The sequence below is a fragment of the Gilliamella sp. B2889 genome (assembly GCF_026536885.1).
GTDB lineage: Bacteria > Pseudomonadota > Gammaproteobacteria > Enterobacterales > Orbaceae > Gilliamella > Gilliamella apicola_E.
This window is the reverse complement of record NZ_JAFNNF010000003.1, coordinates 142,432-168,360: the sequence shown is the minus strand read 5'-3', so window position 1 is coordinate 168,360 and position 25,929 is coordinate 142,432. Positions and strand designations below refer to the sequence as shown.

At 34.0% G+C, this 25,929-nt stretch carries 24 protein-coding genes; 3 read left to right on the top strand and 21 right to left on the bottom strand.

Annotated features, from left to right (window positions below; translation table 11 throughout):
* Window positions 1-143 precede the first annotated feature (143 nt).
* Both rplY and J3U09_RS05800 read right to left on the bottom strand, forming a co-directional pair.
* Window positions 144-428, bottom strand: coding sequence for a 50S ribosomal protein L25 (gene rplY, locus J3U09_RS05805; RefSeq protein WP_065562334.1), 285 nt, complete (start codon window positions 426-428; stop codon window positions 144-146).
* 186 nt (window positions 429-614) lie between these two features.
* The gene (locus J3U09_RS05800; protein WP_267352825.1) at window positions 615-1,487 is read right to left on the bottom strand and encodes a D-hexose-6-phosphate mutarotase; all 873 of its coding nucleotides are present in this window, start codon (window positions 1,485-1,487) and stop codon (window positions 615-617) included.
* Between the two features lie 174 nt (window positions 1,488-1,661).
* On the opposite strand from J3U09_RS05800, the gene hemW reads away from it, so the two are divergent.
* On the top strand, window positions 1,662-2,795 hold the full coding sequence (hemW, locus tag J3U09_RS05795; RefSeq protein ID WP_267357500.1) for a radical SAM family heme chaperone HemW: 1,134 nt from the start codon (window positions 1,662-1,664) through the stop codon (window positions 2,793-2,795).
* A gap of 199 nt (window positions 2,796-2,994) precedes the next feature.
* Here hemW and J3U09_RS05790 read toward each other — a convergent pair whose 3' ends face one another.
* The 15 genes from J3U09_RS05790 to rpsU all read right to left on the bottom strand — a co-directional run bounded on the left by J3U09_RS05790 (window position 2,995) and on the right by rpsU (window position 20,370).
* Window positions 2,995-3,960: a sugar kinase gene (locus J3U09_RS05790; protein WP_267357499.1), complete on the bottom strand. Its 966-nt coding sequence runs from the start codon at window positions 3,958-3,960 to the stop codon at window positions 2,995-2,997.
* A 5-nt stretch (window positions 3,961-3,965) separates the two neighbouring features.
* Window positions 3,966-4,799 (bottom strand): DeoR/GlpR family DNA-binding transcription regulator, encoded by an 834-nt coding sequence (locus J3U09_RS05785; protein WP_065562338.1) that lies wholly within the window; start codon window positions 4,797-4,799, stop codon window positions 3,966-3,968.
* A gap of 226 nt (window positions 4,800-5,025) precedes the next feature.
* Window positions 5,026-6,135: a bifunctional diaminohydroxyphosphoribosylaminopyrimidine deaminase/5-amino-6-(5-phosphoribosylamino)uracil reductase RibD gene (gene ribD / locus J3U09_RS05780; protein ID WP_416380048.1), complete on the bottom strand. Its 1,110-nt coding sequence runs from the start codon at window positions 6,133-6,135 to the stop codon at window positions 5,026-5,028.
* Between the two features lie 14 nt (window positions 6,136-6,149).
* A complete protein-coding gene (gene nrdR / locus J3U09_RS05775) occupies window positions 6,150-6,602 on the bottom strand; it encodes a transcriptional regulator NrdR (protein WP_034882816.1) in 453 nt (150 codons plus the stop codon).
* Window positions 6,603-6,756: 154 nt separating this feature from the next.
* The gene (gene thrC, locus J3U09_RS05770; protein WP_267357497.1) at window positions 6,757-8,046 is read right to left on the bottom strand and encodes a threonine synthase; all 1,290 of its coding nucleotides are present in this window, start codon (window positions 8,044-8,046) and stop codon (window positions 6,757-6,759) included.
* 70 nt (window positions 8,047-8,116) lie between these two features.
* Window positions 8,117-9,055, bottom strand: coding sequence for a homoserine kinase (gene thrB, locus J3U09_RS05765; protein WP_220225132.1), 939 nt, complete (start codon window positions 9,053-9,055; stop codon window positions 8,117-8,119).
* The gene (gene thrA, locus J3U09_RS05760) at window positions 9,056-11,512 is read right to left on the bottom strand and encodes a bifunctional aspartate kinase/homoserine dehydrogenase I (RefSeq protein WP_267357496.1); all 2,457 of its coding nucleotides are present in this window, start codon (window positions 11,510-11,512) and stop codon (window positions 9,056-9,058) included.
* 318 nt (window positions 11,513-11,830) lie between these two features.
* Window positions 11,831-12,160, bottom strand: a complete 330-nt coding sequence (locus J3U09_RS05755) for a hypothetical protein (protein WP_065562343.1) — start codon at window positions 12,158-12,160, stop codon at window positions 11,831-11,833.
* Window positions 12,161-12,299: 139 nt separating this feature from the next.
* Entirely contained in the window at window positions 12,300-13,052 is a 753-nt protein-coding gene (locus J3U09_RS05750) for an SDR family oxidoreductase (protein WP_267357494.1), read from the bottom strand.
* Window positions 13,053-13,212: 160 nt separating this feature from the next.
* The gene (uspA, locus tag J3U09_RS05745) at window positions 13,213-13,665 is read right to left on the bottom strand and encodes a universal stress protein UspA (protein ID WP_065562345.1); all 453 of its coding nucleotides are present in this window, start codon (window positions 13,663-13,665) and stop codon (window positions 13,213-13,215) included.
* Window positions 13,666-13,724: 59 nt separating this feature from the next.
* The gene (gene pitA, locus J3U09_RS05740; protein WP_065562346.1) at window positions 13,725-15,239 is read right to left on the bottom strand and encodes an inorganic phosphate transporter PitA; all 1,515 of its coding nucleotides are present in this window, start codon (window positions 15,237-15,239) and stop codon (window positions 13,725-13,727) included.
* A gap of 68 nt (window positions 15,240-15,307) precedes the next feature.
* Window positions 15,308-16,279 (bottom strand): bile acid:sodium symporter family protein, encoded by a 972-nt coding sequence (locus J3U09_RS05735; RefSeq protein WP_065562471.1) that lies wholly within the window; start codon window positions 16,277-16,279, stop codon window positions 15,308-15,310.
* Window positions 16,280-16,341: 62 nt separating this feature from the next.
* Entirely contained in the window at window positions 16,342-18,180 is a 1,839-nt protein-coding gene (gene rpoD / locus J3U09_RS05730; protein ID WP_065562347.1) for an RNA polymerase sigma factor RpoD, read from the bottom strand.
* 81 nt (window positions 18,181-18,261) lie between these two features.
* Window positions 18,262-20,040 (bottom strand): DNA primase, encoded by a 1,779-nt coding sequence (dnaG, locus tag J3U09_RS05725; protein ID WP_267357492.1) that lies wholly within the window; start codon window positions 20,038-20,040, stop codon window positions 18,262-18,264.
* Between the two features lie 114 nt (window positions 20,041-20,154).
* Entirely contained in the window at window positions 20,155-20,370 is a 216-nt protein-coding gene (gene rpsU, locus J3U09_RS05720; protein WP_034882800.1) for a 30S ribosomal protein S21, read from the bottom strand.
* 181 nt (window positions 20,371-20,551) lie between these two features.
* Between rpsU and hemB the strand changes: the two genes are divergently transcribed.
* Both hemB and J3U09_RS05710 read left to right on the top strand, forming a co-directional pair.
* Window positions 20,552-21,568: a porphobilinogen synthase gene (hemB, locus tag J3U09_RS05715; RefSeq protein ID WP_065734799.1), complete on the top strand. Its 1,017-nt coding sequence runs from the start codon at window positions 20,552-20,554 to the stop codon at window positions 21,566-21,568.
* 315 nt (window positions 21,569-21,883) lie between these two features.
* Complete coding sequence (locus tag J3U09_RS05710) at window positions 21,884-22,756, top strand: hypothetical protein (RefSeq protein WP_267357491.1); 873 nt, start codon at window positions 21,884-21,886, stop codon at window positions 22,754-22,756.
* A 28-nt stretch (window positions 22,757-22,784) separates the two neighbouring features.
* Here J3U09_RS05710 and nudC read toward each other — a convergent pair whose 3' ends face one another.
* From nudC to rnpA, 4 genes are all read right to left on the bottom strand, one after another.
* The gene (gene nudC, locus J3U09_RS05705; RefSeq protein ID WP_065562351.1) at window positions 22,785-23,585 is read right to left on the bottom strand and encodes an NAD(+) diphosphatase; all 801 of its coding nucleotides are present in this window, start codon (window positions 23,583-23,585) and stop codon (window positions 22,785-22,787) included.
* Window positions 23,586-23,646: 61 nt separating this feature from the next.
* Entirely contained in the window at window positions 23,647-25,275 is a 1,629-nt protein-coding gene (gene yidC / locus J3U09_RS05700) for a membrane protein insertase YidC (RefSeq protein WP_220225138.1), read from the bottom strand.
* Complete coding sequence (gene yidD, locus J3U09_RS05695) at window positions 25,275-25,595, bottom strand: membrane protein insertion efficiency factor YidD (protein WP_220225139.1); 321 nt, start codon at window positions 25,593-25,595, stop codon at window positions 25,275-25,277. The genes yidC and yidD overlap by 1 nt, the downstream gene beginning before the upstream one ends.
* Window positions 25,568-25,918 carry a ribonuclease P protein component gene (gene rnpA / locus J3U09_RS05690; RefSeq protein ID WP_267338196.1) on the bottom strand — a complete coding sequence of 117 codons (351 nt, stop codon included), beginning with the start codon at window positions 25,916-25,918 and terminating at the stop codon, window positions 25,568-25,570. The genes yidD and rnpA overlap by 28 nt, the downstream gene beginning before the upstream one ends.
* Window positions 25,919-25,929: the final 11 nt, after the last annotated feature.

The window sequence follows — 25,929 nt, the reverse complement described above, 5'->3', positions numbered from 1 at the left end:
ATACCAATATACATCAAGTTAATAGAATAAATTATAACAATAGGTATTTGTCGTTTTAAGACTATAGTAAAAAATAAAAGGTCACCATTTAGGTGACCTTTTATTTAAAGATATTGTTGAATGATTTTTCAACAAACATATGATTATGCGCGTACAAAATCCATGTGAACTAATTTTGGTTTAAATGGATGACGTTGTACTGCTTGCACTTTAGCTTTAACTGCTTTACCGTCAATTTCAATAGTTAGTACTTCAGAATAAAACTCTGGTTTTTCTTGCATATTGAAAATTTGATTGTGATCTAACACAATAGAAATTGCAGGTTCTGTTCCACCATAAACAATTGCTGGGAACTGACCAGCGTGACGCAGGCGGCGGCTCGCACCCTTACCATGCTCTTTTCTAACTTCTGCTTTAAATTTAAACATATTGATTTCTCTTGTTTATTCTAAATAAAAAACCAATTACAGGCGACCCAGTAGTTGGCTATAAAATTGATGCTCTAAAAAGCGCTAAGGATTATAAAGTGTTATGATTGTAAACGCAATCAAATAATGAGTTTAATAAAGATATAGTCTTATATTGATTGCGTTTGCAATATCAAAACCTAATGATTAAATAACTTCAATCTTAAATCCATATGTTGATTTCTGTATTGGCGATAATTTTAACGACTTATTAATACGACACGTTTCAACACATACCATAGATTGATATTCTTCATCAGCAAAATCCGCCATTGCTTTAGCTTTATCTATCCAAGGATTCCAAGTAACAACATCACTTGCATTAACATTAGTTAATTTAATTGTTCGTTTACCATCGGTAATAAGGATTGAGTCATCCGCATGGGTATAAATGCGATCAACCTCTTGATTAAAGGTAAGTTGCCCTGAAATTGATGGTTTATTTTCAACTGCTAAGCGTTCTTGATAAGAATCGCCTAAACCTTTAACAGTGACATCATTAATATTATTAACTTCAAAATAAGTATGTAATGCACTTGTTGCTTCGAAATCCCCAGTGCAAGATAAATTCACTTCACACGTTTGTCCAACATGAATGGTTAACCAAGCTTGGAAAGGTTTTGTGAAAAACTGTTCTGTTTGCTGATTATTAGTTAATGATAAAGTTAAATTCACTCCATTATTATCTTCTTTGCAAGAATCTAATTTCCATTCAACCAGACGCGCAAAACCATGCATAGGATCACCCAATTTACCAAACCATGGCCAACAAATTGGTACTCCCCCTCTAATTGCAACTTCCTTTTTAAAGTTAGCTTTTTGACTTAACCAAATAACCGGTGTCGGTTCTGTTGAAGGTTGCCAAAATAAAAGATGAGCACCTTGTAACGATACTGCTGCTGAACACGTTTTATGTTTAATCACTATGACAGGCAATTCACCAAATGTACATTGATTAACTGATGCACTCACTGATGTACTTGATAAATCACTATCTAAAATCTGCTTAATAATACTCATATTTACTCCTAACTATCTAATTTGCTTGGCGAACATCGTCTTTAGTCATTAATTGTACGCGCATTATTCGAATTATAAAAACGGAATAAAAGCTTTTTTTACTAAATTGGAGTAATATAGCCAGCTATTTATTATCAGTTGCTGACACTTTTTTAAAAATTTGAGGAAAGGTATATGGTTCAATATAAAATCCCGTTGAGTTTATATATACATATGCCATGGTGTGTACAAAAGTGTCCATATTGTGATTTTAATTCACATAACATGAAGAAAACGCCCGATTATTCAGCATATATAAATCATTTAATTAATGATTTAAAACAAGACGTCGTGCTTTCAAATGATCGTTCTATTGAATCTATTTTTATTGGTGGAGGTACACCCAGTCTTTTCTCCGCGGAGTTAATTAATAAATTATTAATGAGTATAAATAAAATTATACCAATTAATCACGACGCAGAAATAACAATTGAAGCCAATCCTAATTCAGTTGATGTAGAAAGATTTAAGGGATATCAACAAGCTGGAATTAATCGAATATCAATTGGTGTACAAAGCTTTCAAGCAGATAAGCTTGCAAAATTAGGACGAGTTCATAATCCGCAAGAAGCAATAGATGCTGGAAAATTAGCACAAAATTTAAAGTTAAAAAGCTTTAATATAGATTTAATGCATGGCTTGCCTAATCAAACAGTATGTGATGCATTGAGTGATCTAAAACAGGCAATAGAAATTGCACCGCCACATTTATCTTGGTATCAACTTACAATAGAACCTAACACTTTATTTGGTTCTAAACCGCCTGTTTTACCTGATGATGATATGTTATGGGATATTTATCAACAAGGCCATCAATTATTGACTAAGCATGGTTACCTACAATATGAAACATCTGCTTATGCAAAGGCCAATTATCAATGCCAACATAATTTAAATTATTGGCGGTTTGGTGATTATATCGGTATTGGTTGTGGTGCTCATGGAAAATTAACCCAAAATGATGGCACAATTATTCGCACCGTAAAAACAAAACATCCTAAAGGATATTTAGAAGGACGTTATTTGGAGCAATCTTATACTGTCCCTAAAGATGAGTTAGCATTTGAATTTTTTATGAATAGATTTAGATTATTTGAAGCCACACCTAAATCCGAATTTGAACAACGAACTTTTTTACCTTTACACTCTATTGATAAGCAGATATCGACTGCTATTGAAAAAAAATATTTGATTGATAACAACCAATGCTGGAAAATCACAGAGCATGGGAAATTATTTTTAAATTCATTACTTGAAATATTCTTATAACGAAATCAGTTAAAAGATTTACTATTTATTAACAAAACAAATACTAACAATTTAACTAAACCTACGCATATCTTAACTAAAATTTATCTGAAAAGAGTGCATAATATGTACAACAATGCATTTATTTCATTGTTTTCCTATTCCTTATGTTTTCCCAATAACATTGTTATTGGGATTTTTTTTAGGGTTTGAAATAAGATTAATTATTTATATTTTCCGATAAGAATTTTTCAATCGCGATAAGGGATGATGTTCCTTCCATTGGTCCTTTATAAGATGAAGACAACGCATAACAAGCATTTGCATACATTAAAGCCTGTTCAGCACTAAATCCTGACAGTAGTAAACTCACAAAAGTTGCATCAAAGCAGTAATCAGCACCCGAATGGTCAATCGCATCAATATTAAAACCCTTAGAATAAATTGTATTAATATTATTTTTATCATCGCAACAATAATAATTCGCACCATCACTGCCTTTTTTCACCACGAGATGTTTGATACCTTTCTCCAATAAAGCTTTAATCGTTTCTTCATCACTTTCATAATTTTCAGAAAAATACCTAACTTGTGTTTCATTAATCAAAATGATATCGGTAAATTCTAATATATAACTAAAAGACTGTTCTATCTCACGAATCTCCGACATTTCTTTATGCAAATTAGGATCAAAAGAAACAGTTCCTCCATGGCTTTTAATAAAATTTATTACTTTGCACATCGCATCAATGGCTCGAAATGAATAAAGTGATGATCCCATAATATGTAAATGATTGCAGTCTTTTAATAAAGCTTCATTCACATGATCAAATGAAATTAAGCCACAGGCACTATTTAAAACGTTATAAATTAAACTTCGCTCTTTTGGACCAATTTGCGTTGAAAATGCGCTAGCTGTTTTTACTTTATTGTGAGAAGTGATCCCATTAACATTAACCCCATCTTGTTTAAGTCGGTTAATGCACATTTTTCCAAAAGGATCTTTTCCTACACAACTTAAAAAGATAACTGGAAAACCTAATTTGGCAACTTGATTTGCAAAGATAGCCGGGGCTCCACTAGGGTATGGTCCAATATATTCATTTGTATAATCAAACCGTTGATTGAATTCCTTAGCAACAAATTCAACAAACAATTCGCCCATTGTACAAATTTTAACATCCATGTTAATTAGGCCTCCAATGCATTATGGTAAGTCACAGAATATTTAGTTGTTGTATGTTGTTTAAAATTAGAATTAAGCAATAGTTGATGATATTCATTAACAGCGGAGCGGGATAAAATAATAACATCCATGTTTTTTAATTTACCAATAGTATGATTATCATTACTGCTGATTCTTGGTGGTAAAATACCTATAGAATGATCTGAACTTTTTAATATCTGTTGATAAAGTTCTTGATGTTCAATATCTTGAATAGCTAAATAATTGTTAGTATTAATAGCTGCGAATTCGAATATAAAATGTGATATTGGGAATTGCGTTAATATAGATGATGAAAAGTTAGGATGCTGTAGTACATTACCATTTATTAAAAAACCACCAACAAGAATCACTTCTGCATCTGAGAATTCTCTAATGAGTTTCGCGTTATTAATATCATTTAAAATAACTGTTAATGATTTTTTATTATGCAGAAAAGGGATCAATTTTCGAATTAAATGACCATGACTTAAAAAAATTGTATCACCATCTTCAATATAATTTAGACAGCTTTTTACTAAATTAACATCACTATTATCAGTATTAAGATATGATGCCAAACGACTTGGATACACACTATTTGAATTGCTAATAAAATCTTCAGGCGAAATATAGATTGCTCGCCCAAAAAAACGTTTTAAATACCCTTGATGTTCTAAATATGTTAAATCCTGACGAATAGTTACATGAGAAACTTGTAGCATGTCAGATAACTCATCAACTTTTATTTCTCCATTTTTGCGCACAATCGCAGCAATTTCCAATCGCCGCTTTAATTGTGCCGAAGATACTTTAGCCATTTCACATCCTATGTTAAAAGATAAATACCTAACTCAAAAACAGATAAAATTTATCATACAAGTTGTAAACGATAAACCCTAGAAAGGAACTGAACCGATTAAGTAGTGTAAAAATATACTCAGTTTGTACTTTATTTTTAAATTACAGAGATATAGTTAATCGTTAAAATAGAATATTAACAACTCAAAAATTATTAAATAGCACAATATATTTAAATAAAAGTTATCAAAAAACCCCGTTCCTCAACATTATTTTCAGATCATCACCCACCATTTCAACAGATTCAAATCGGAACTGAGGTGCTAACGAAAGTTTTTGTAAGTGAGGTAATACAAACATATCTTGTGCATTATGACCAAGTAATTTAGGTGCATAATAGATGATTAACTCATCCACGAGATTTTGCTCAATTAGCGCACCGGCTAAATGAGATCCAGCTTCAACCCATACAGAATTTATTTGCTGCTTGGCTAATATGGATAATAATTCTAATAAGTCGATTTGATGACTGTTTGATGATTCAATGATAAGTTTTGTATTTGGTGATGATATTAGAACATTTTGCTTTCTAACCAACCAAGTTTCACCAGGCTGATTAAAGATATTTTCATCACCCGTCATTTGATTTTTGCTATCGATTATCACTCGTATAGGTTGACGAATTTCGGTAGAAGGGTAAATTTCTTTAATTGAATCAGGTAATTCATTATATCTAACCGTTAAACTTGCATTATCTTCCTGAACTGTTTTTCTGGTACTTAAGATACAACTTGCCTGAGCTCTATATTGCTGAACATCTTGTCTTGCCGCAACGGAGGTTATCCATTTACTTTCGCCTGATGCCATAGCTATTTTACCATCTAAAGAAACTGCCATTTTTAGTTGTACAAATGGCAAACCTGTTCGCATCCGTTTTAAAAAGCCTTTATTAATGGCTTCGGCTTGATCAGCTAACACGCCAACACAAACTTCAATGCCTGCATCAGTTAATCTCTTTATACCTTGTCCTGCGACATTAGGATTAGGATCCTGCATAGCAATAACAACTCGTTTAATTCCCGATTTAACCAGTGCATCTGCGCAAGGAGGCGTTCTTCCATAATGACTGCAAGGCTCTAGCGTTACATAAGCCGTAGCATCTTTAGCTTCATCACCGGCCATTTTTAATGCATAGACTTCTGCATGAGGTAAACCAGCTTTCATATGAAAACCTTTACCAATGATGTGATCATTTTTAACAATGATACAACCGACATTAGGATTAGGGGTAGTAGTGAAGCGACCAAGTTTAGCAAGCTCAATAGCTTGCTGCATATAAAATTGATCTTTATTCATAGTCATAATGAGGATTACTTTTGTTGTAACTTAGCAATTTCATTACTGAATTGTTCAATATCATCAAAGCTAAAATAGACAGATGCGAAACGAATATAGGCAACTTTATCGAGATTTTTAAGCTCTTCAATAACAAAATTACCAATTAATTTGGCCGGTACTTCCCTTTCTCCTGTTGCTCTCAGTTTCGATTTAATTCGAGTAATTGCATCTTCAATTGCATCAAAACTAACAGGGCGTTTTTCTAGTGCTCGTTTTATACCATTGCGGAGTTTATCTTCATTGAAAGGTTCGCGAACTTTATTGCTTTTAATAACATTAGGCATAATTAATTCAGCCACTTCAAATGTCGTAAAACGTTCATTACATTCGACACATTGTCGACGACGACGAACCTGAAACCCTTCACCAACTAAACGAGAATCAATAACTTTTGTATCATCTGCATTACAAAACGGACAGTGCATAAATATATCCTGATAACGTTTTAACTTACATTACAATAGCCGAAATTAGCCATTTAAACAAGTTATCAACAAAGTAATATAAACTAGCTCTATTAATTAACTTGTAATTCAAAAAAGCTAAAAACCGTCACCAATCTGGTGACGGGAATTGAATTTACCATGTCAATGAGATTAAGAAATCACGTAATTTATTAAAATCATCAGGCATATGGTGAGAAAGTAAAGGCATATCAGCTCGTTCAGCCAGAGGTTGTGGTAGTGAGATTGATCGGCCAAGGATATCCTCAACTACTTCTTTAAACTTAGCTGGATGAGCTGTACCCAAAAATAAACCATACTCCCCTTCTTGCAACTGGTCTCGTAATACACGATAAGCAATAGCACCATGAGGCTCGGATAAATATCCTTTTTTATCTAATTCCTGAACCGTTTCTACGGAAACTGCATCAGAAACAGCAGCATGCCCTAATGATTTCAGTACCCAACCTTCTCGTTTATAAATTTCTTCGATTCTTGGCCAGTTGTTTGGCTGACTAACATCCATAGCATTTGATAATGTTGCCACAGTTTTATGGGGTTCCCATATTCCTGTTTCTAAATAACGTGGAACCGTATCATTAGCATTAGTAGCAGCAATAAAGCGTTTAATTGGTAACCCCATCGTTTTAGCTAGTAAACCAGCAGTTAAATCACCAAAATTACCACTTGGTACTGAAATAACTAATTGTTCGCGTTGTTTTGGCGTAAGCTGTGCATAAGCCTCAAAATAATAGCAAATTTGAGCTAAAAGCCGACTGATATTAATCGAGTTAGCTGAGTTTAAACCTATTGTAGTTTTTAGCTCTTCATCATCAAACGCTTTTTTAACTAAAGCTTGGCAGGCATCAAAATCACTTTGAATAGCAATTGTGTGAATGTTATCGCCTAAAGTACAAAATAGTTTTTCTTGTAACGGACTAATTTTACCTTCCGGATATAAAATCACTACACGAATATTGGGTAAGTGATAAAACGCATGGGCGACAGCAGCACCAGTATCACCAGAGGTTGCTGTTAAGATAGTAATCTTTTTATCTGCTGCCACTTGGACTAAAGCCTGAGCCATAAAGCGTCCACCAAAGTCTTTGAATGCTAATGTTGGGCCATGATAAAGTTCTAATGTTCCAATATCATCTTCTACTGATTTAACTGGAGCTAGAAATTGGAATGCGTTTTGCACTAATCGATGCATATCATTATCGCTAATTTCATTGCCAATAAACGCCGATAAGATTTTGGCACTACGTGTGATAAAGTCCATTTTTAAAAGTGCTTCTATTTCTGCAGATGAAAATTTTGGCAATTGTTCTGGAAAAAATAGACCTTGTTCTTTCCCTAAACCTTGTTGTACCGCCTGCGCGAAACTAACTTGCTCTGAATGATCTTTTAAGTTATACAGTTTCATAATGTGTTCCAATTCTTTTATGCTTTAATTGTTTTCTTATTGATTTAATATTATTGTTTTGTTTAATAACTTAAATCTCTCTTGCACCTTGTGGATCTATTTTACAAATATGAGTAAAACCTTCTTCATTTTGTAGATAAGAACTTTTTAACAACGACTCAATCTGCTGCGCAGTTTCAAGGTTGTCGGCCACCACAAACATCGTCGGCCCTGAGCCTGATATACCCGAGGCTAGTGCACCAAGTTGTTTGACCTTTTTTTGTGTTTCATCGAAATTAGGTAGCAATTGTTTACGATAAGGTTCTGCAATATTATCAATCAACATTGCTGCTGCAAGTTTTGGTTGTTTAGTATAACAAGCATGTAAAAAACCACCTACGTAACGACCGTGCGCGACACAATCGGCTTTTTGATATTGAGCTGGTAATATTGCTCGAGCTTCAGCTGTAGAAACTTTAATACCAGGATAAGCCATCACCCAATACCAATTTTCAAAATGAGGTATTGACTCACTTATAATGCCCATTTCGTCGAGAATAAGTTGCATTCCACCTAAATAGCAAGGAGCAACATTATCATAATGCACACTACCAGAAATGCAGCCTTCAAGTTCGCCCATCATGGAGAGCAATTCAAATTTATTAAATGGTTCATTAAAAAACTTATTTAACGCAACAAAAGCACCAACAACAGAGCAAGCGCTTGAACCTAATCCAGAACCAATAGGCATGTTTTTTTCAAGCGTCATTTTTATCGGTAATGTTTTCCCCATGGCTTTACAAAAACGCTGCCAACATTGATAAACAATATTTAATTTGGGATCCTTTGGTAAATTTTTAACAAATTGACCTTGGCTGGTAAAGCTAAACTCAGTTGCAGACTCGATAGTAATACAGTCGCCCAACATCGCACCACTAATTGGATTGATTGCTGCACCTAAAATATCAAAGCCAACACTAATATTTGCCATTGATGCAGGTGCATACACAGTTAATGATTTTTGACTCATTTAGCCTCCAATTTTTCCAGATGTGGTTCGTAAAATATCGGCAAACACACCCGCAGCTGTAACGTCATTACCAGCACCATAACCACGTAATACTAATGGAATTGGTTGATAGTACCTAGTATAAAATGCTAAAGCATTTTCACCATTTTTAACTTTATAAAGTGGATCATCATTATCAACAGATTCTATCTTAACGCTACATTGGTTTCCATCAATACTACCAACATAACGTAACACTTTTCCTTCTTTAGCTGCCTTTTCTGATTTTTCTTTAAATTGAGCGTCTAATTGTGGTAGTTTTGCCATAAATTCATCGATACTACCTTTAGAATATTCAGCTGGTAATACTGACTCCACTTTAATTTGATCAAGTTCTAGTTGTAATCCCGCCTCCCGAGCTAAAATTAATAGCTTTCTTGCGACATCTGTTCCTGACAAGTCATCTCTAGGATCAGGCTCGGTAAAACCTTTTTCTTTCGCTAATTTAGTTGCTTCTGACAATGACATACCTTCGTCTAACTTACCAAAAATGAAAGACAATGATCCAGATAAAATCCCTGAAAACTTGATTAATTCATCACCAGCATTAAGCAGATTTTGTAAATTTTCTATCACAGGTAAACCTGCACCAACGTTAGTATCATATTGAAATTTTCGCTTACTATTAGCTGCTTCTTGCCGTAAACGATGGTAATAAGCCATCGAACTTGTATTAGCTTTCTTATTTGGCGTTACAACATGAAATCCATTAGCTAAAAAATCGACGTATTTATCTGATACATCACTACTTGAAGTACAATCGACTAAAATTGGATTGAGGAGCCGGTTATTTTTAGCAAAATCAATAATGCTATTTAAAGTATAATTGGTCTCGCTTTGTTTTATTTGATCGCGCCAATTTGTTAAATCAATACCATCCCGATTAAGAACAGCGTGTTTGGAATTAAATAAACCACAAACACGTAAATCGATTTGTTTGTTTTTAAGCCATTTTTGTTGCCGACCAATTTGATCAACCAATGCACCACCAACACCACCAACACCAATAACAAACACATCTAACATTTTGTCAGTACCAAATAGCATTTGATGCGTCACACGTACACCCATTACGGCAACATCATTATCAACAACGACCGAGATTGAGCGTTCCGATGAGCCTTGAGCAATTGCTACGATATTAATATTGGCTCGGGCTAATGCAGTAAAGAAATTAGCCGATAAACCACGTAAAGTACGCATACCATCACCAACAACTGAGATAATTGCTAATTTTTCGATAACTTCAATTGGTTCAAGTAAGCCATCCTTTAACTCTAAGTAAAATTCTTCACTTAATGCCTCTTCAGCTCGGTAGAGTTCGGTTTGAGGCACACAAAAACTAATACTATATTCAGATGATGATTGCGTAATAAGTACCACAGAAATACCAGCATAAGACATAGCGGAAAAAACACGCGCTGACATACCTACCATGCCTTTTAATCCTGGACCTGATACATTAATCATAGCCATGTTATTTAAATTAGTGATACCTTTTACTGGTGTTGAGCTATCAACAACATTAGCGCCGATTAACGTGCCTGCAGCATCTGGATTATTAGTATTTTTAATTAAACATGGAATTTGAAATTGAGCGATAGGTAAAATTGTTCTTGGATGAAGCACTTTTGCACCAAAATACGATAGTTCCATAGCTTCTTGATAAGACATCGTTTTTAGTAATTTAGCATCAGGGACAATTCGAGGATCACAAGTATAAACTCCGTCAACATCAGTCCAAATTTCGCAGCTATTGGCACGTAAACACGCTGCTAATACTGAAGCTGAATAATCAGAGCCATTACGTCCAAGAACAACTAATTCTCCTTTTTCATTACCAGCGGTAAACCCTGGCATCAAAATTATATTTTCTGGAGGTATATGCATTTCACTGATTCGATGCGATGACTCGACAATATCAACTGTAGATTCTAAATAGTCCCCCTCAGCAATCAACATTGCCACTGGGTTAATAACTGTTACAGCATGACCTTTCGCTTTAAGCAATTCTTGCATAATTGCAATCGAAAGTTTTTCACCTCTACAAATGATAGTTGCATTAATACTATCCGGACATTGACCTAATAGCCGAATACCTTGTAATAGTTGTTTAACATTATTTAACTCATCTAGAGCAAACTTTTTCATTTCTTCATAGGCAAAATTAGGTACCGCTTTCGAAATACCTTCTAGTAAGTCTGCAAAGATTTTTTCAGCATCGTAGATATTAGTTTGGATATCTTGTTTTGCAATGGTTTTTTCAACCATTGCCACTAAATGATTAGTAATTTTAGCTGGTGCAGATAAAACCGTTGCCGTTTGTTCTTGTTTAGCATTATTTTCAATAATCTCTGCTACACGCAAAAAACGTTCTGCGTTGGCAACAGATGTTCCTCCAAATTTTAAAACTTTCATATCACACCTTACTTATTTTTCTAACTTATGCCAATGATAATTCAAAATGCAATTTTTAAAAAATACTGATAAAACTAAAATCTTGAATTCTTTTTACTTTAATTTCTATCTAAGAACTTTTTTATTTCACAAAGTAAAAAACCCGCCTTTGGGGGCGGGTTTTTCGATATTTTTAAGGAAAAATCAACCCGCCCTATATTTCATAATAGTGCCGGTGGTACTAATAATGCCTGAAATCATCATTACCATTTTCATTATTTTTCCTTAACTAAACCCTAAACAAAACAGCCCGACATTTTCATGTCAGGCTGTAAATAATTAAAATACCTTTTTGCTGTTTTCGTATTCATTCACTACCTTATTTAAGGCTTGATAGATACTTTCGGCATTTTGTTTTTGTAATGCCTCATCAAGTATGTTGAGATACGATAACATTAATTTTTGATTGTCTTCAGCAAATTGTGGTGAAACTTCCTGATCTTCATATAACATCACATAAGTGCGAGCAAATCCAAAGATTAAAAAGTAAACCGATGCGTTATTCGGATCTTCTTGGATTAATGACCTCATAGCCTTACGTAGTTTTACATACGAATCGGTACCAGGTAAGCTTGTCGCAAATGTTTTTGTTACTTCTGAAAATGTCATTGCTAAAACCTCAATCAAAATCACAAGTAAGAAGAATAGCAATCCATTAACATAAGTGCAAGTCTATTTTGTTTTTCAATTCACTTTTTTATTATTCTTTTAAAACCTCGGTATCATATAATGGTAATTTAATTTCACCTTAAACTTCTTTGCAAACTGATAACCCTGCCGAAGCTTGTGCGACCGGCATAATTTCAATTGAATTCACATTAAAATGATTTGGTGTATTAACTAACCATGAGACGGTATTGGCAATATCTTCTGGTGTAATAAAATCCACATCTTTATAAACCGCAGCAGCTTTTTCGTCATTACCATGGAATCGGACATTGGAAAACTCTGTTCCTCCACATAATCCGGGTTCGATATTTGTTACTCTGATTTTTTTACCCAATAAATCTGTTCTTAAATTAGCACTAAACTGCTTAACAAATGCTTTTGTTGCACCGTAAACATTTCCACCTTTATACGGATATGTACCGGCAACTGATCCAAGATTAATAATATAACCATAGTTACGCTCTACCATGCCAGGTAATATTTGATATGTTAAATGCACTAATCCAATGACATTGGTTTCAATCATTGTTTCCCAATCATTGTAATCAGCTTCATATGCTGGTGCTAAACCTAAAGCTAATCCTGCATTGTTAATTAATATATCGATAGGCTGAAACTCTTTAGGCAGCTGTAACAAAATTGTTTCAACCGAGTCTTTTTTTGTCACATCAAGAGTTAGCGGTAAAAAATTATCACCTAATTCTTGTGCAAGTTTTTGTAATTTATCAAGTCGTCTGGCTGCACCAATTACTTTATAACCATCAATAATAAGTTTTCGGCAAATTGCTTTACCAAAGCCAGAAGAAGCACCAGTAACTAAAGCAATATTCATATCCAATCTCCTTCATAATAATTACAAGTGTATAACGATATTGAATGAAAAGAAAAATAGGTGCCCAAATATATACAACTTGTTTGAAAATATAACTATCTAAATTTTAGATAAAAATATATAAAAAAACCCGCTACAAGGCGGGTTCATATCGTATGTTTCATTTAGATGGTTCTTCGGATGGCTCATCATCTTTCAAAGGAACAATCAATGTATCGATATGGGTATTATTAATTAGCTGGCGTGCTGAAGACATTAATTTACTCCAAAAATCTTGGTGATGACCACAAACAACTAGATCTGCACCATATTCGTGGATAGCTTCAATTAATACTTGTCCAAATTCACCATTACCAGAAAGAGTATGTGCAATTGGATAACCTGCATCATCAGCTAATTTATTTAATGCAATATGTGCATCTTCAGTGATACGATCTTTCATATCATTCATATTAATATCAACTAGGCCTGTATAAAGGTCAGAGTAATTGATGCCCACATGAATGAGTGATATTTGAGCATTATATGGTCTAGCCATTGAGACTGCTTTTTCAACAAGAACTTCACTTTCAGGTGATAAATCCACTGCGACTAAAATGTGTTTATAAGCCATAATATTCACTCCTTCCTATTTTGACGCTCTAATTAAGATTTTATTCTTCCTTTTTACTACTAAATTAATTTTTGAGCAAGCCAAAAAAGTGACCCAGATAACAAAATTGAAATAGGTAAAGTAAGAACCCAGGTTAATGCAATATTTTTTATCGTTTTACTTTGCACTCCTCCACCATCGACAATCATCGTACCGGCAACAGATGAAGAAAGGACTTGTGTTGTCGATACAGGCATTCCTGTATAGCTTGCTATACCAATTGATAACGCTGTAGTAATTTGAGCTGAAACCCCTTGTGCATAGGTCATTCCCTTTTTACCAATCTTTTCACCAATAGTAATAGCTACTCGCCGCCAACCAATCATTGTGCCAACTGCAAGTGCTGAAGCTACTCCGATAATTATCCAAATTGGTGCATATTCAATTGTTTTTAATAAATCATTATTTAATGATTTTAGGTACTGTTTATCTTCTGCTGATACATTTGGTTGTTTAGCAACATGAGATACCGTATCAGATAAACATAATAAAATACGTCTAGTTTGAGAACGTTGATCTACATTAAGCGAACCATAATCGTTAATTTTATTGAACAAATTGTTAGCAATACTTAACGTAGTGAAGGATCGAGAATAATCACAATGATATTTATTTAAATCATTTTCAGGAGTTGCAGTATCAACTGCTGACTGTTTACCAATTACTGTATTGAGATCATCATTATGAGTGATAAAGTACTCTTCAATATTATGAATCGCATTTCTGGTATTGGTAATTTCATAGGTTGATGCCCCCATGTTAACAATAAAACCAGCGGGTGCAATGCCCATCAATACTAACATCAATAAACCAATACCTTTTTGCCCATCATTTGCGCCATGCGAGAAACTTACACCAGCGGCTGAAATAATAAGCATAATACGAATCCAAAATGGCGGTTTCTTTTTACCATATAGCTTTTCACGCTGTTCTGGTGTCATAAAAATTCGTTCTCTTTTTTTACTACGTTTTTTACCTTGACCTTTACGGGTCCAATATTTTCGTAATAAAAAAATCATTAATCCAGCGATAACAAGACCAACAATTGGTGAAATGATTAATGATAGAAAGATTTGTATCATTTTTGGAATATTAAGTGCATCAATGATTGATGTATCCATAATAAATGCATTGGCCAATGCAACACCAATAATTGCACCAATTAAAGTATGAGAACTAGAAGCAGGAATACCTACATACCAAGTACCCAAATTCCAAATGATAGCAGCAAATAAAATTGAAAAGACCATCGCAAGTCCATGAGAAGAACTTACATTAAGTAATAAATCAGTAGGTAAAAGGTGAACGATTGCATAAGCAACACTAAGCCCGCCAAGTAATACCCCAAAAAAGTTAAACATACCAGCCATAAAAACAGCGAGCTGTTCTTTTAATGCTCTAGTATATATTACTGTCGCAACTGCATTTGCGGTATCATGAAATCCATTAATTGCCTCATAAAAAAGAACAAAAAATAGCGCTAAAACTAGTAATATAATCGTAGAAAATTCTAAATCAGCAAATAGATGAAACATAATATATCTTTCTGTTGTTAATAGCGCTTCTATTATCCTTGAGAATAACCCAATGAGCAAAACAATTTTTATATTTTTCTTTTCGCGTAATGAGAAGCTAAAACAGCGCAGATCATTAATTGTACTTGATGGAAAATCATTAGCGGTAAAATTATTATGCCTGTTATAGACATAGGAAAAATTACACTAGCCATTGGAATACCACTCGCTAAACTTTTTTTAGAGCCACAAAATACAATAGTAATTTCATCCTCTTTGTTAAAACCCAAGAATCTCGAGCTATAAGTCGTAATTAATAACACAATAGTTAATAAGATGATTGAATACACAATGATTTCTAAAAGAGATAAAAAGCTGACTTTCGACCAAATACCATTAACCACTGCATCACTAAAAGCCACATAAACAACTAATAATATCGATATACGATCGGTCTTAGAAATTACACCTTTATATTTATCAACCCATTTACCAATAAAACGTCTTGATAAATGACCGACAATAAATGGCACCATCAGTTTAAGCATAATAGATTCAATGGCATCTAATATATTCATTGAAGCAGCAGCTTGAGTATGAATTAATAATCCAACTAATACCGGTGTGATAAAGACACCTAATAGGGTCGATGCAGAAGCACTACAGATTGCAGCAGCAACATTGCCTTTTGCAATTGATGTAAAGGCAATGGCTGACTGAACGGTAGCTGGTAGGACACAAAGATATACAAAGCCTAAATAAAGATCTTCTGATAAAAAAGTTGGAACCAGTACCTGCATCATCACCCCTAAAATAGGGAATACTACAAAGGTAGTAGTAAATATCAACAGATGCAATCGCCAATTTTTTATACCAACAATTATCGCATCAAACGACAGTTTTGCACCATGCATAAAAAACAATAGACCAATAGCAAAAGTTGTAAGATTTTCAAATAACACTTTTGCTTGTCCTTTACATGGAAAAATACTTGCTGTAGTCACAACGCAAATCAAAGTCAGCAAGAATGGATCAATTTTAAATCGTTGAAGTATATTCATGATATTAGCTTGATAAGTTAAAAAAATCGCCACATAAGTGGCGATTTAGCTAAAGTTATAATTTATTCCAAGAAACTTCTAAGAACATCAGATCGGCTAGGATGACGTAATTTACGTAATGCTTTAGCCTCAATTTGACGGATACGTTCACGCGTTACATCAAATTGTTTACCTACTTCTTCAAGAGTATGGTCTGTATTCATATCAATACCAAATCGCATACGTAAGACTTTTGCTTCACGTGGTGTTAGACCAGATAAAATATCACGTGTTGCACTACGTAAACTTTCCGATGTAGCTGCATCTAGTGGTTGCTCAAGTGCAGTATCCTCAATAAAATCACCTAAGTGTGAATCTTCATCATCACCGACTGGTGTTTCCATTGAAATTGGTTCTTTTGCGATTTTTAGTACTTTACGAATTTTCTCTTCAGGCATTTGCATGCGGTCAGATAACTCTTCCGGTGTTGGTTCACGCCCAATTTCTTGAAGCATTTGACGAGAAATACGATTTAGTTTATTAATTGTCTCAATCATATGCACAGGGATACGAATTGTTCTTGCTTGGTCAGCAATTGAACGAGTGATCGCTTGTCTAATCCACCACGTTGCATAGGTTGAGAATTTATACCCTCGGCGATATTCAAACTTATCAACCGCTTTCATCAATCCAATATTACCTTCTTGAATAAGGTCCAGGAACTGTAAACCACGATTAGTATACTTTTTAGCAATAGAGATAACTAAACGTAAGTTTGCTTCAACCATCTCTTTCTTGGCTCGACGAGCTTTAGCTTCACCAATAGACATTCTTCTATTAATATCTTTAATTTGTTCGATAGAAAGATTAGTTTCTGTTTCAATTTGCTGTAAAGCTTTAATTTGCTCTTCAATTGATGATTCAAATTCTTTTAATTTAGCAGCAAATGCACCTTTACCAGTACTCGCTTTTTTATACCAGTCCATGCTATTTTCATTGCCAGTAAAATGAGTCATAAACTGTTTTTTCGGCATTTTACATTGTTCAACACAAATTCGCATAATAATACGCTCATGAGATCTTACTCGATCCATCATGCTTCTCATATTATTAACAAGAATATCAAACTGCTTGCCAACTAATCGGAATTGTTTGAAAACTTCAGATAGATTTTCAATTTCTTGTTGTGCTTTTTTATGAGCACGTCCATATTTTTTAATTGCAGCAGAAGTTTTATCATGTTGCTCTTGTAATTCAGCAAATTTCGCTTTTGCTACTTCTGGATCGATAGAGACATCATCATCAGCTGAAGAATCGCTTTCTTCTTCACTTTCATCATCACTATCGTCAATATCAATCTCTTCTTCACCGTCTTCCAATTCTTCAGGAAGTTCTTCTTCTGACTCTTCAGCATTCGGATCGACAAAACCAGTAATAAGGTCGGACAAGCGAACTTCGCCGCTTTCGATTAAATTATATTGTTCTAAGAGATAAGTAATGGCTTCTGGATATTCAGATACTGAGGTTTGAACTTGATTAATCCCATCTTCAATACGTTTTGCGATATCAATTTCGCCTTCACGGGTTAATAGTTCAACCGCACCCATTTCACGCATATACATACGTACTGGGTCAGTAGTTCGACCTATTTCTGATTCTACATTAGATAAAACTAATGCTGTTGCTGCTTCAACTGCCTCTTCATCTGGAACATTATCTGAAAGTAATAATTCATCTGAGTCTGGAGCTTCTTCAAGTACTTGAATCCCCATATCATTGATCATTTGGATAATATCTTCAATCTGATCTGAATCAATGATTTCTTCAGGCAAGTGATCATTGACGTCAGCATAGGTCAGGTATCCCAGCTCCTTACCCCGTATAATTAGGAGTTTTAACTGTGATTGAGAATTTTGCTCCATAAAGTATCACCATTTAGTTATTCGGTCATGTGTATTATATGTGCAGAATAAAAAGTATTTTTCTACACATACCCTATATATTTAGTCTTTTTTTGATAAAACAAGTATTAGTGTCGCTAATTCTTTTTTCTCTGCGGTACTTAATCCGGAGACTCTCTCTTTTGCGATCAGTTCATCTTGCCTTTGGGCGAGTATATTATCATATAACTCTTTTAAAGTATTAGAAAAAATTGATTCTATTTCATCATCTTGGTAATGGTACTCCCAGGTTGCTAAACGACTTAGCTGTTTATAATATGGTCGGTTAATACATTCTGTTAATATTTGTGCTGTAGTTATATTTGGATATTGTTGGCATAATTCAAGTAGTTCAATAAATATATCAATTCCCGCTAAGTTAACTTGCCTCATAACGTTAATATCAGATACCATCTTAGCTAGATTTGGATATTGAAGTAACAAACCAATTAAAATCCGCATAGTGGTCAATTTCATTTTTGGCACAGGTGCTGAATCAATAGTTCTATTTTCGCTTATATTATTATTCGCGATTAATTGTTCAATTTGGGATAGATCCAATAGCCCCAAATAACGCCCTAATTTTTGAAGTAAATTAAGTCTAAATACTTTTGCTTTTACCTGTTCAAGTAAAGGAATAGCAAGTGAACTCAATTTAGCTTTACCTTCAGCTGATTTTAAATCGACCTGTTTTAATAACTCATCGAACAAAAATTCAGATAAGTTAGGCGCCTTTTTTATGTAATCTTCAAAGCCATCTTTTCCGACTTTACGCACGTAACTATCTGGATCTTCATCTTGTGGTAAAAAAGCAAAAGTTATATCTTTACCATCAATCAAACAAGGTAGTAATACATTAAGCGCTCGCCATGCAGCATTTCGCCCGGCTTTATCACCATCGTAACAAAATATTACGGAATCTGTTGCTCTAAATAGAAGCTTAATATGCTCTTCTGATGTTGCTGTTCCTAAAGCAGCTACAGCGTAATCAATACCGTACTGTGCAAGAGAAACAACATCCATATAACCTTCAACAATTATTAATTGCTTTAAATTACGATTAGTTTCTTGAGCTTCATAAAGTCCATATAATTGAAAACCTTTATGAAAAATAGGAGTTTCAGGTGAATTTAGATATTTCGCCGACTCATTGAAGATAGTCCTTCCACCAAAAGCGATAACATTACCTTGTCTATCGCGAATCGGGAACATGATACGCCCACGAAAGCGATCATATCGATTACCTATATCGTTATTGACAGACATCCCTGCCTTGTCATATAGCACCACTTCATTTTCAGTCTTAACTATATTTTGAAAAGTTAGTTGTTTTGAATTAGGTGCATAACCGATTTTATACCTAGCTATAATCTCTGCGTTCAATCCACGTTGTTCAAGATACTTTTGAGCATCTACCGAAGTCGATAATGCTAATTGCTGCTGGTAGAAATCAGTTATTTTAGACATCAATGAATAAAGATCTCGACGAACATTACGAGATTCAATTTGCTTTGATGCATCAGCTTGATTATTTTCGTTATCCGTGTATGGAACACGGATTCCTTGCATACTAGCTATCTCTTCAATTGCCTCAGGAAAAGACAATCGCTCATATTGCATCAAAAAATTTATTGCAGATCCAGTAGCGCCACATCCAAAACAATAGTAAATCTGCTTTTTTTCGCTTAATGAGAAAGAAGCGGTTTTCTCATCATGAAAAGGACAACAACCAAAATAGTTATTTCCTTTTTTTTTCATTTTAACGCGCTTACCTATCACATCAAGGATATTTGTGCGGGCAAGCAAATCTAAAATAAAATCGCGAGGAATAAGACCTTTCATGATAAAATTCAACCATTTATGGCATTACACAAAGACAACAAGCCGTAGTAAAAGTACGGCTTGTTAAAATTTTTATATTAAAAAAATAAATAAATTAAATTTTCAGTATAAATATTAATATAGACGAGTGCGACGAGCGTTTTCTCTTTCTAATTTCTTAGCGTGGCGTTTAACAGCAGCTGCTTTTGCGCGTTTACGAATAGTTGTTGGTTTTTCGTAAAATTCACGGTTACGAACTTCAGCTAAAACTCCTGCTTTTTCGCAAGAACGTTTAAAACGACGTAATGCTACATCGAAAGGTTCATTTTCACGTACTTTAATTACTGGCATGTGCCTCTCACCTCAAATTTGGTTAATATCACAAGGGACTAAAAATTAGTGCGCAATTTTACCTCTAAATCATATAAGTTGTAAAGTAAAATATCATATAATTACGACATAACAAATTATTTGCTAATCTTACTTTTGAGTCAGATAATAAGACCGTTTAATCAAAAATATAGGTATTTATATGTCATCAGTCTTTACCGGTCAATATCCCCAAAGACGATTACGTCGTAATCGTGCTCATGATTTTAGTCGTCGCCTAGTTGCAGAAAATCGTTTAACAGTTGATGATTTGATTTATCCAGTATTTATCGTTGAAGGGAAAAATATTATTCAATCTGTATCATCAATGCCCAATGTTAAAAGAATGAGCGTTGATGTATTAGTGAAAGAGGCAGAGCAAGTTGCCAAATTAGGCATTCCTATATTGTCTTTGTTTCCTGCTATTGAGCCTTCTCAAAAATCACTGTTAGCTGAAGAAGCTTATAACGAAAATGGATTAGTTCCTAAAGCAATTAGGGCACTAAAAAAAGAGTTACCAGAACTCGGAATTTTAAGTGATGTTGCACTCGATCCTTATACCACTCATGGCCAAGACGGTATTATTGATGATAGTGGTTATGTTTTAAATGATACATCTGTTAGTACTTTGGTTAAACAAGCATTAGTTCAAGCTCAAGCAGGTTCTGATATTATTGCACCCAGTGACATGATGGATGGTCGAATTGGCGCAATTCGTAATGGGCTAGAATCACATGATTTTATTAATACGCAAATAATGGCTTATTCAGCAAAATATGCCTCTAGCTTTTATGGACCATTTCGTGATGCTGTAGGTTCAGCAAAAAACATTAAAGGTGGTAATAAAAAAACCTATCAACTTGATCCGGCCAACGCTAATGAAGCATTACAAGAAATTTACCAAGATTTAAGTGAAGGTGCTGACATGGTAATGGTTAAGCCTGGGTTACCTTACCTAGATATTGTTCGTAAAGTAAAAGACACTTTTGCGGTACCGACCTTTGCCTATCAAGTATCTGGAGAATATGCAATGTTGATGGCCGCAATTGGAAACGGATGGTTAGATGAAAAATCTGTCATCATGGAATCATTACTTTGTTTTAAACGCGCGGGTGCAGATGGGGTTTTAACTTATTTTGCCAAACAAATAGCTCAATGGCTCAATAACCCAGAGCATTGATGGTTTTATCTGATTCATATCAATCGGCAACTTATCGCAGATTGATATAATTAAAATTTAAATATTCTTTTTTAACCACTTTTATCAAAGTAGTCTGATTATTAAAAAATTTTTTGAAGTGCTATATATTTAACTTTTAATTTGTTAGTATTTGTAAAGACTATCTATAAGTGAATAAAAATGAAATTCCGTTCTGTTTTAACTAAACATGTATTGCAATATATGATGGCTGTTTATATTGTTTAACGCAATTGGTTAGCCATTATTCAATAGATATAAATAAAACTTTAACTCCAACATTAAGAAATGAATATTATGAAAAATTATATCTATCTATTCTCATTGAGTATTTTTTTATTAGCTGGATGTGATGATAAAAAAACAACAGAAATAAATTCCATTTCAACTACAAGCGAAAATCAAGATGCTACAAACGACAAAAATAATAAAGCTTTTAACATCAATAATGAAATTAAATCCCAATCATCAATATTGGTAAATAATAGTTATCTTTTTCATACCGAACCAGAACTCCTACCTCACAAAAAACTGATCAAACACAAAAAAATCCAAGGACCGACAGAAAAAACGATCAATTATAATGCTCAAGGTTATGTACAGAATTATGATCTTGAAGGTTTATATGGCGAAATAAACTATGATACAGCCAAATATATTTATGGCATGAAAGATGTTAGGAATAATTACGATGTTTCTTTTGACGATTCAAAAAATATTATTGGTATGAAAGATGATAATGGTGACATTGTTGCCATTAATGAATTTGATGAACAAGGTCATTTAGTTGAAACAACCTTATCCAACTTTGCCGATAATAATATTGTTTTAAATAGTAAAATTATTTATAACGGCGATCTAGTTGAACAAGTTTTATATAATGCTTATATAAAATCAGATGAACGAACTAAACTGCCCGTTTTAGTGAGAGAAAAAGATATAGTTTATAACACTAATCATCAGCTCGAAAAAACAATTACTAGAACATATAAATTATCAGCAAAAGGTAATGTAATCATCAATGATAAAAATGAACAAGAGTTAGAATCAACTGAGACTTGTACCTATTTCGCTTATAACGAAAATAACGACTGGACTAAAGCTGTTTGTGAAACAGTAGGAGAAGGTTCAAGTAAAATTGATTTAACCAGAACCATTGAATATTTATAAATTGTTAATTAAGTGAATATGATGAATTTTACTCACCAAACTCATCATATTCACGACAAAGTATAATTGTATCTTCAATCAAACGTCTTGCTATCGTGCCATATTCGGGTATTTTAGGTAATTGAGAATAATGATACCAATTTGCCTCGACTAACTCATTTTTATCGATAGTAATTTCACCACTCTCATAATCAGCTAAATAGGCCATCATCATGGAGTTAGGAAACGGCCAAGGTTGTGAACCAATATAACGAATATTTTTAATTTTTATTTTTGACTCTTCGTACACTTCTCGGGCAACCGTCATTTCCATTGTTTCACCAATCTCTGTAAAACCAGCTAAAACGGTATATAAATTTTCTTGATTATGCCTAACATGCTTTGCCAATAAAATTTTATTTTTATCTCGAATAGCAACGATAATTGAAGGGGAAATTTGTGGGTAATAACGTTGGTGACAATTACTGCATAAACAACACCACTCTGTTTTACTAATATGCATCTCATGACCACAATAACCACAATATTTATGAGAACGATAAAACTCAGACAATTGTACCGCCCTGCCAGCCATATTAAATAATGATTGATCAGCATTATTAAGTAAGGGGCGAATCGTTGACATAGAGTTTTTCATTTCTTGGCAAATCAACCAAGCGGTTTGCCCATTCCACTCACCTATTGGTTGAGCTAGTTTGTTGGTAAAACCTAATTCACTAGCAATACCATGAGGAACTTCGCCATTTGGCAACCATAATCGCCCATTTTGACTAACAAACCAATAACCTTTTTCGTTACCAATTAAATTAAATTGTTGTTGTATATTCATCACATCAATACCAAAAAATAACTATTAAAAAGGAGGATCTTAATCCTCCTTTTTGGCAATACTATTTCTTTTTCTTTTCGTGTAGACCTTTTTTCTCAAGCTCCCAGTAAATTATACGTTGCTGAGCAATCGTAAATAAATTACTTACAATATAGTATAAAACTAAACCTGATGGGAACCATAAGAAGAATACCGTAAAGATTAATGGCATATAAGTCATTAATTTTTGTTGTAAAGGATCGGTAACCGGTGTTGGTGACATCTTCTGAATTAAGAACATAGTTGCACCCATTAACAATGGGAAAACATAATATGGATCTTGTGCAGATAAGTCATGGATCCAAAGAGCGAATGGAGCATGACGTAGCTCAACCGTATTACCTAACATGTAAAATAATGACAAGAAGATAGGCATTTGAATCAATAATGGTAAACAACCACCAAGAGGATTAACTTTCTCTTGTTTATAAAGTGCCATTGTTTCCATACTCATTTTTTGTCTATCATCACCATAACGCTCTTTTAATGCTTGTAAACGAGGTTGCAATAACTTCATTTTAGCCATTGAACGATATTGTGCTCGTGTTAATGGGAATAAAATACCACGCACAATAAAAGTGATCACAATGATCGAAAAGCCCCAGTTTCCAATAAAACTATGGATAAATTTCAATAAGTAAAAGAGTGGTTGAGATAAGAACCATAACCAACCATAGTCAACGATTAAATCAAGATGATTAGCTGTTTCTTTTAATTCACTTTGAATTTCAGGACCTAACCATAATTTGGCATTAATTAATTTCGTTTCACCTGGTTGAATAACTGTTGTTTCACCTTTAAAACCAATTGTTGCTTGTGAATTGTTAGCTGTTGCACGTGAATAGAATAAATTATTTTGTTCCTGCGTAGGAATCCAAGCTGAAGCAAAATAGTGTTGCAACATAGCAATCCAGCCAGTTTCAGTTTTGACTTCTAACGCATCATCTTTGATATCACTGAAACTATATTTACTATAATTAGTGTTGGCACTGGAATAAGCTGTACCGCGAAATGCGCTTAGTCCTAATCCGCCACCGCCTTCAGTAACAGCATCTTTAGGGAGTTCAATAGTTTGCTTCAACTGACCATACATTGATACTTCTAACGGACTTTGGGTTTGATTGTTCACGTCATACTGTACATCAACAGCATAATTACCACGATGTAAGATGTAATATTTAGTATAAGTTACACCATTAACTTGATAGGTAAATGGAACCTTCAACTCATCTTGACCATCAGCTAAAACATATTCAGATTGATCAGTTTGATATAATGGTCTTTTTGACCCTTGAGTTGCATTGTCTGGACCATCTTTACCTGTTAACCCACTTTCAGCAATGTAAATAAAATCAGGTTTAGAAGTAAGTAGTTGGAAAGGTGTACCTGAATGAAGAGACTGCTCATATTTCAACAATTGAGCAGATTGCACATCGCCACCATAGGTATTAACCGTTAATGACAATACATCAGATTTTATTGTGATAGTTTTACCTTGCACTGAATCCGCTGTTGAACTATCTTCACCTATTTGTTGTGTCAATTGGTTAGCAACTGGGGGTTTTGGTGCATGATCATCTACCCACGCTTTCCAAATCAGGAAAGAAACGAAAAGTAAAGCAATGACTAATATATTACGTTGAGATCCCATTAGTGTTTTTCTCTATTGGTTTTAGTTTTCTTAGGAGGAACAAAATCTTCACCTCCTTCATGTAAAGGGTGACATTTTAATACACGTTTGACCGTTAGCCAACCACCTTTTATCAATCCGAATCGCCTTAATGCGATTATGGCATACTGTGAACAGCTGGGAGTAAAGCGACATTTAGGACCAAATAACGGACTAATGATACGTTGATATAAACTAATAATAAAAACAAAAACATTAATAATCAAAGCTTTAACCGCATAAACATGCTGTTTGATAATTAATATTAATTTACTTAGTTTTTTTTGATGATTTGCTGACATAGTTTATCTAATGTCTCAACTAATTGTTGATTATTCAATTGTATAACAGGCTGTTTAGCCATCAAAATAAAATCGATATTAGGAAACTGATGTTGGTGGTGACGAAAATATTCTTTGACTAACCGTTTAATACGATTACGCTCATGGGCTCTTTTAACCTGTTTTTTAGCTATAGCGAAGCCTAATCTGGGATGACTTAGATTATTTTTACGTGTAACTAGAGTCAGGAAAGGCGAACCTGCACGAATAGATTCTTGAAATACATGATTAAAATCAAAGGGAGTTAACAAGCGTAACTCCCGAGGAAAAGTGAGTTTAGTCACTCAACTTTAAA

Coding starts and splice junctions, on each gene's coding strand:
- J3U09_RS05735 (WP_065562471.1), bottom strand. CDS start 16,279: ATGAATATACTTCAACGATTTAAAATTGATCCATTCTTGCTGACTTTG.
- hemB (WP_065734799.1), top strand. CDS start 20,552: ATGTCATCAGTCTTTACCGGTCAATATCCCCAAAGACGATTACGTCGT.
- thrA (WP_267357496.1), bottom strand. CDS start 11,512: ATGAAAGTTTTAAAATTTGGAGGAACATCTGTTGCCAACGCAGAACGT.
- thrB (WP_220225132.1), bottom strand. CDS start 9,055: ATGAGTCAAAAATCATTAACTGTGTATGCACCTGCATCAATGGCAAAT.
- nrdR (WP_034882816.1), bottom strand. CDS start 6,602: ATGCACTGTCCGTTTTGTAATGCAGATGATACAAAAGTTATTGATTCT.
- J3U09_RS05790 (WP_267357499.1), bottom strand. CDS start 3,960: ATGGATGTTAAAATTTGTACAATGGGCGAATTGTTTGTTGAATTTGTT.
- J3U09_RS05800 (WP_267352825.1), bottom strand. CDS start 1,487: ATGAGTATTATTAAGCAGATTTTAGATAGTGATTTATCAAGTACATCA.
- J3U09_RS05710 (WP_267357491.1), top strand. CDS start 21,884: ATGAAAAATTATATCTATCTATTCTCATTGAGTATTTTTTTATTAGCT.
- thrC (WP_267357497.1), bottom strand. CDS start 8,046: ATGAAACTGTATAACTTAAAAGATCATTCAGAGCAAGTTAGTTTCGCG.
- yidD (WP_220225139.1), bottom strand. CDS start 25,595: ATGTCAGCAAATCATCAAAAAAAACTAAGTAAATTAATATTAATTATC.
- hemW (WP_267357500.1), top strand. CDS start 1,662: ATGGTTCAATATAAAATCCCGTTGAGTTTATATATACATATGCCATGG.
- pitA (WP_065562346.1), bottom strand. CDS start 15,239: ATGTTTCATCTATTTGCTGATTTAGAATTTTCTACGATTATATTACTA.
- ribD (WP_416380048.1), bottom strand. CDS start 6,135: ATGAATAAAGATCAATTTTATATGCAGCAAGCTATTGAGCTTGCTAAA.
- rpsU (WP_034882800.1), bottom strand. CDS start 20,370: ATGCCAGTAATTAAAGTACGTGAAAATGAACCTTTCGATGTAGCATTA.
- rplY (WP_065562334.1), bottom strand. CDS start 428: ATGTTTAAATTTAAAGCAGAAGTTAGAAAAGAGCATGGTAAGGGTGCG.
- J3U09_RS05785 (WP_065562338.1), bottom strand. CDS start 4,799: ATGGCTAAAGTATCTTCGGCACAATTAAAGCGGCGATTGGAAATTGCT.
- J3U09_RS05750 (WP_267357494.1), bottom strand. CDS start 13,052: ATGAATATTGCTTTAGTTACTGGTGCTTCTTCTGGCTTTGGTAAAGCA.
- uspA (WP_065562345.1), bottom strand. CDS start 13,665: ATGGCTTATAAACACATTTTAGTCGCAGTGGATTTATCACCTGAAAGT.
- dnaG (WP_267357492.1), bottom strand. CDS start 20,040: ATGAAAGGTCTTATTCCTCGCGATTTTATTTTAGATTTGCTTGCCCGC.
- J3U09_RS05755 (WP_065562343.1), bottom strand. CDS start 12,160: ATGACATTTTCAGAAGTAACAAAAACATTTGCGACAAGCTTACCTGGT.
- nudC (WP_065562351.1), bottom strand. CDS start 23,585: ATGAATATACAACAACAATTTAATTTAATTGGTAACGAAAAAGGTTAT.
- rpoD (WP_065562347.1), bottom strand. CDS start 18,180: ATGGAGCAAAATTCTCAATCACAGTTAAAACTCCTAATTATACGGGGT.
- yidC (WP_220225138.1), bottom strand. CDS start 25,275: ATGGGATCTCAACGTAATATATTAGTCATTGCTTTACTTTTCGTTTCT.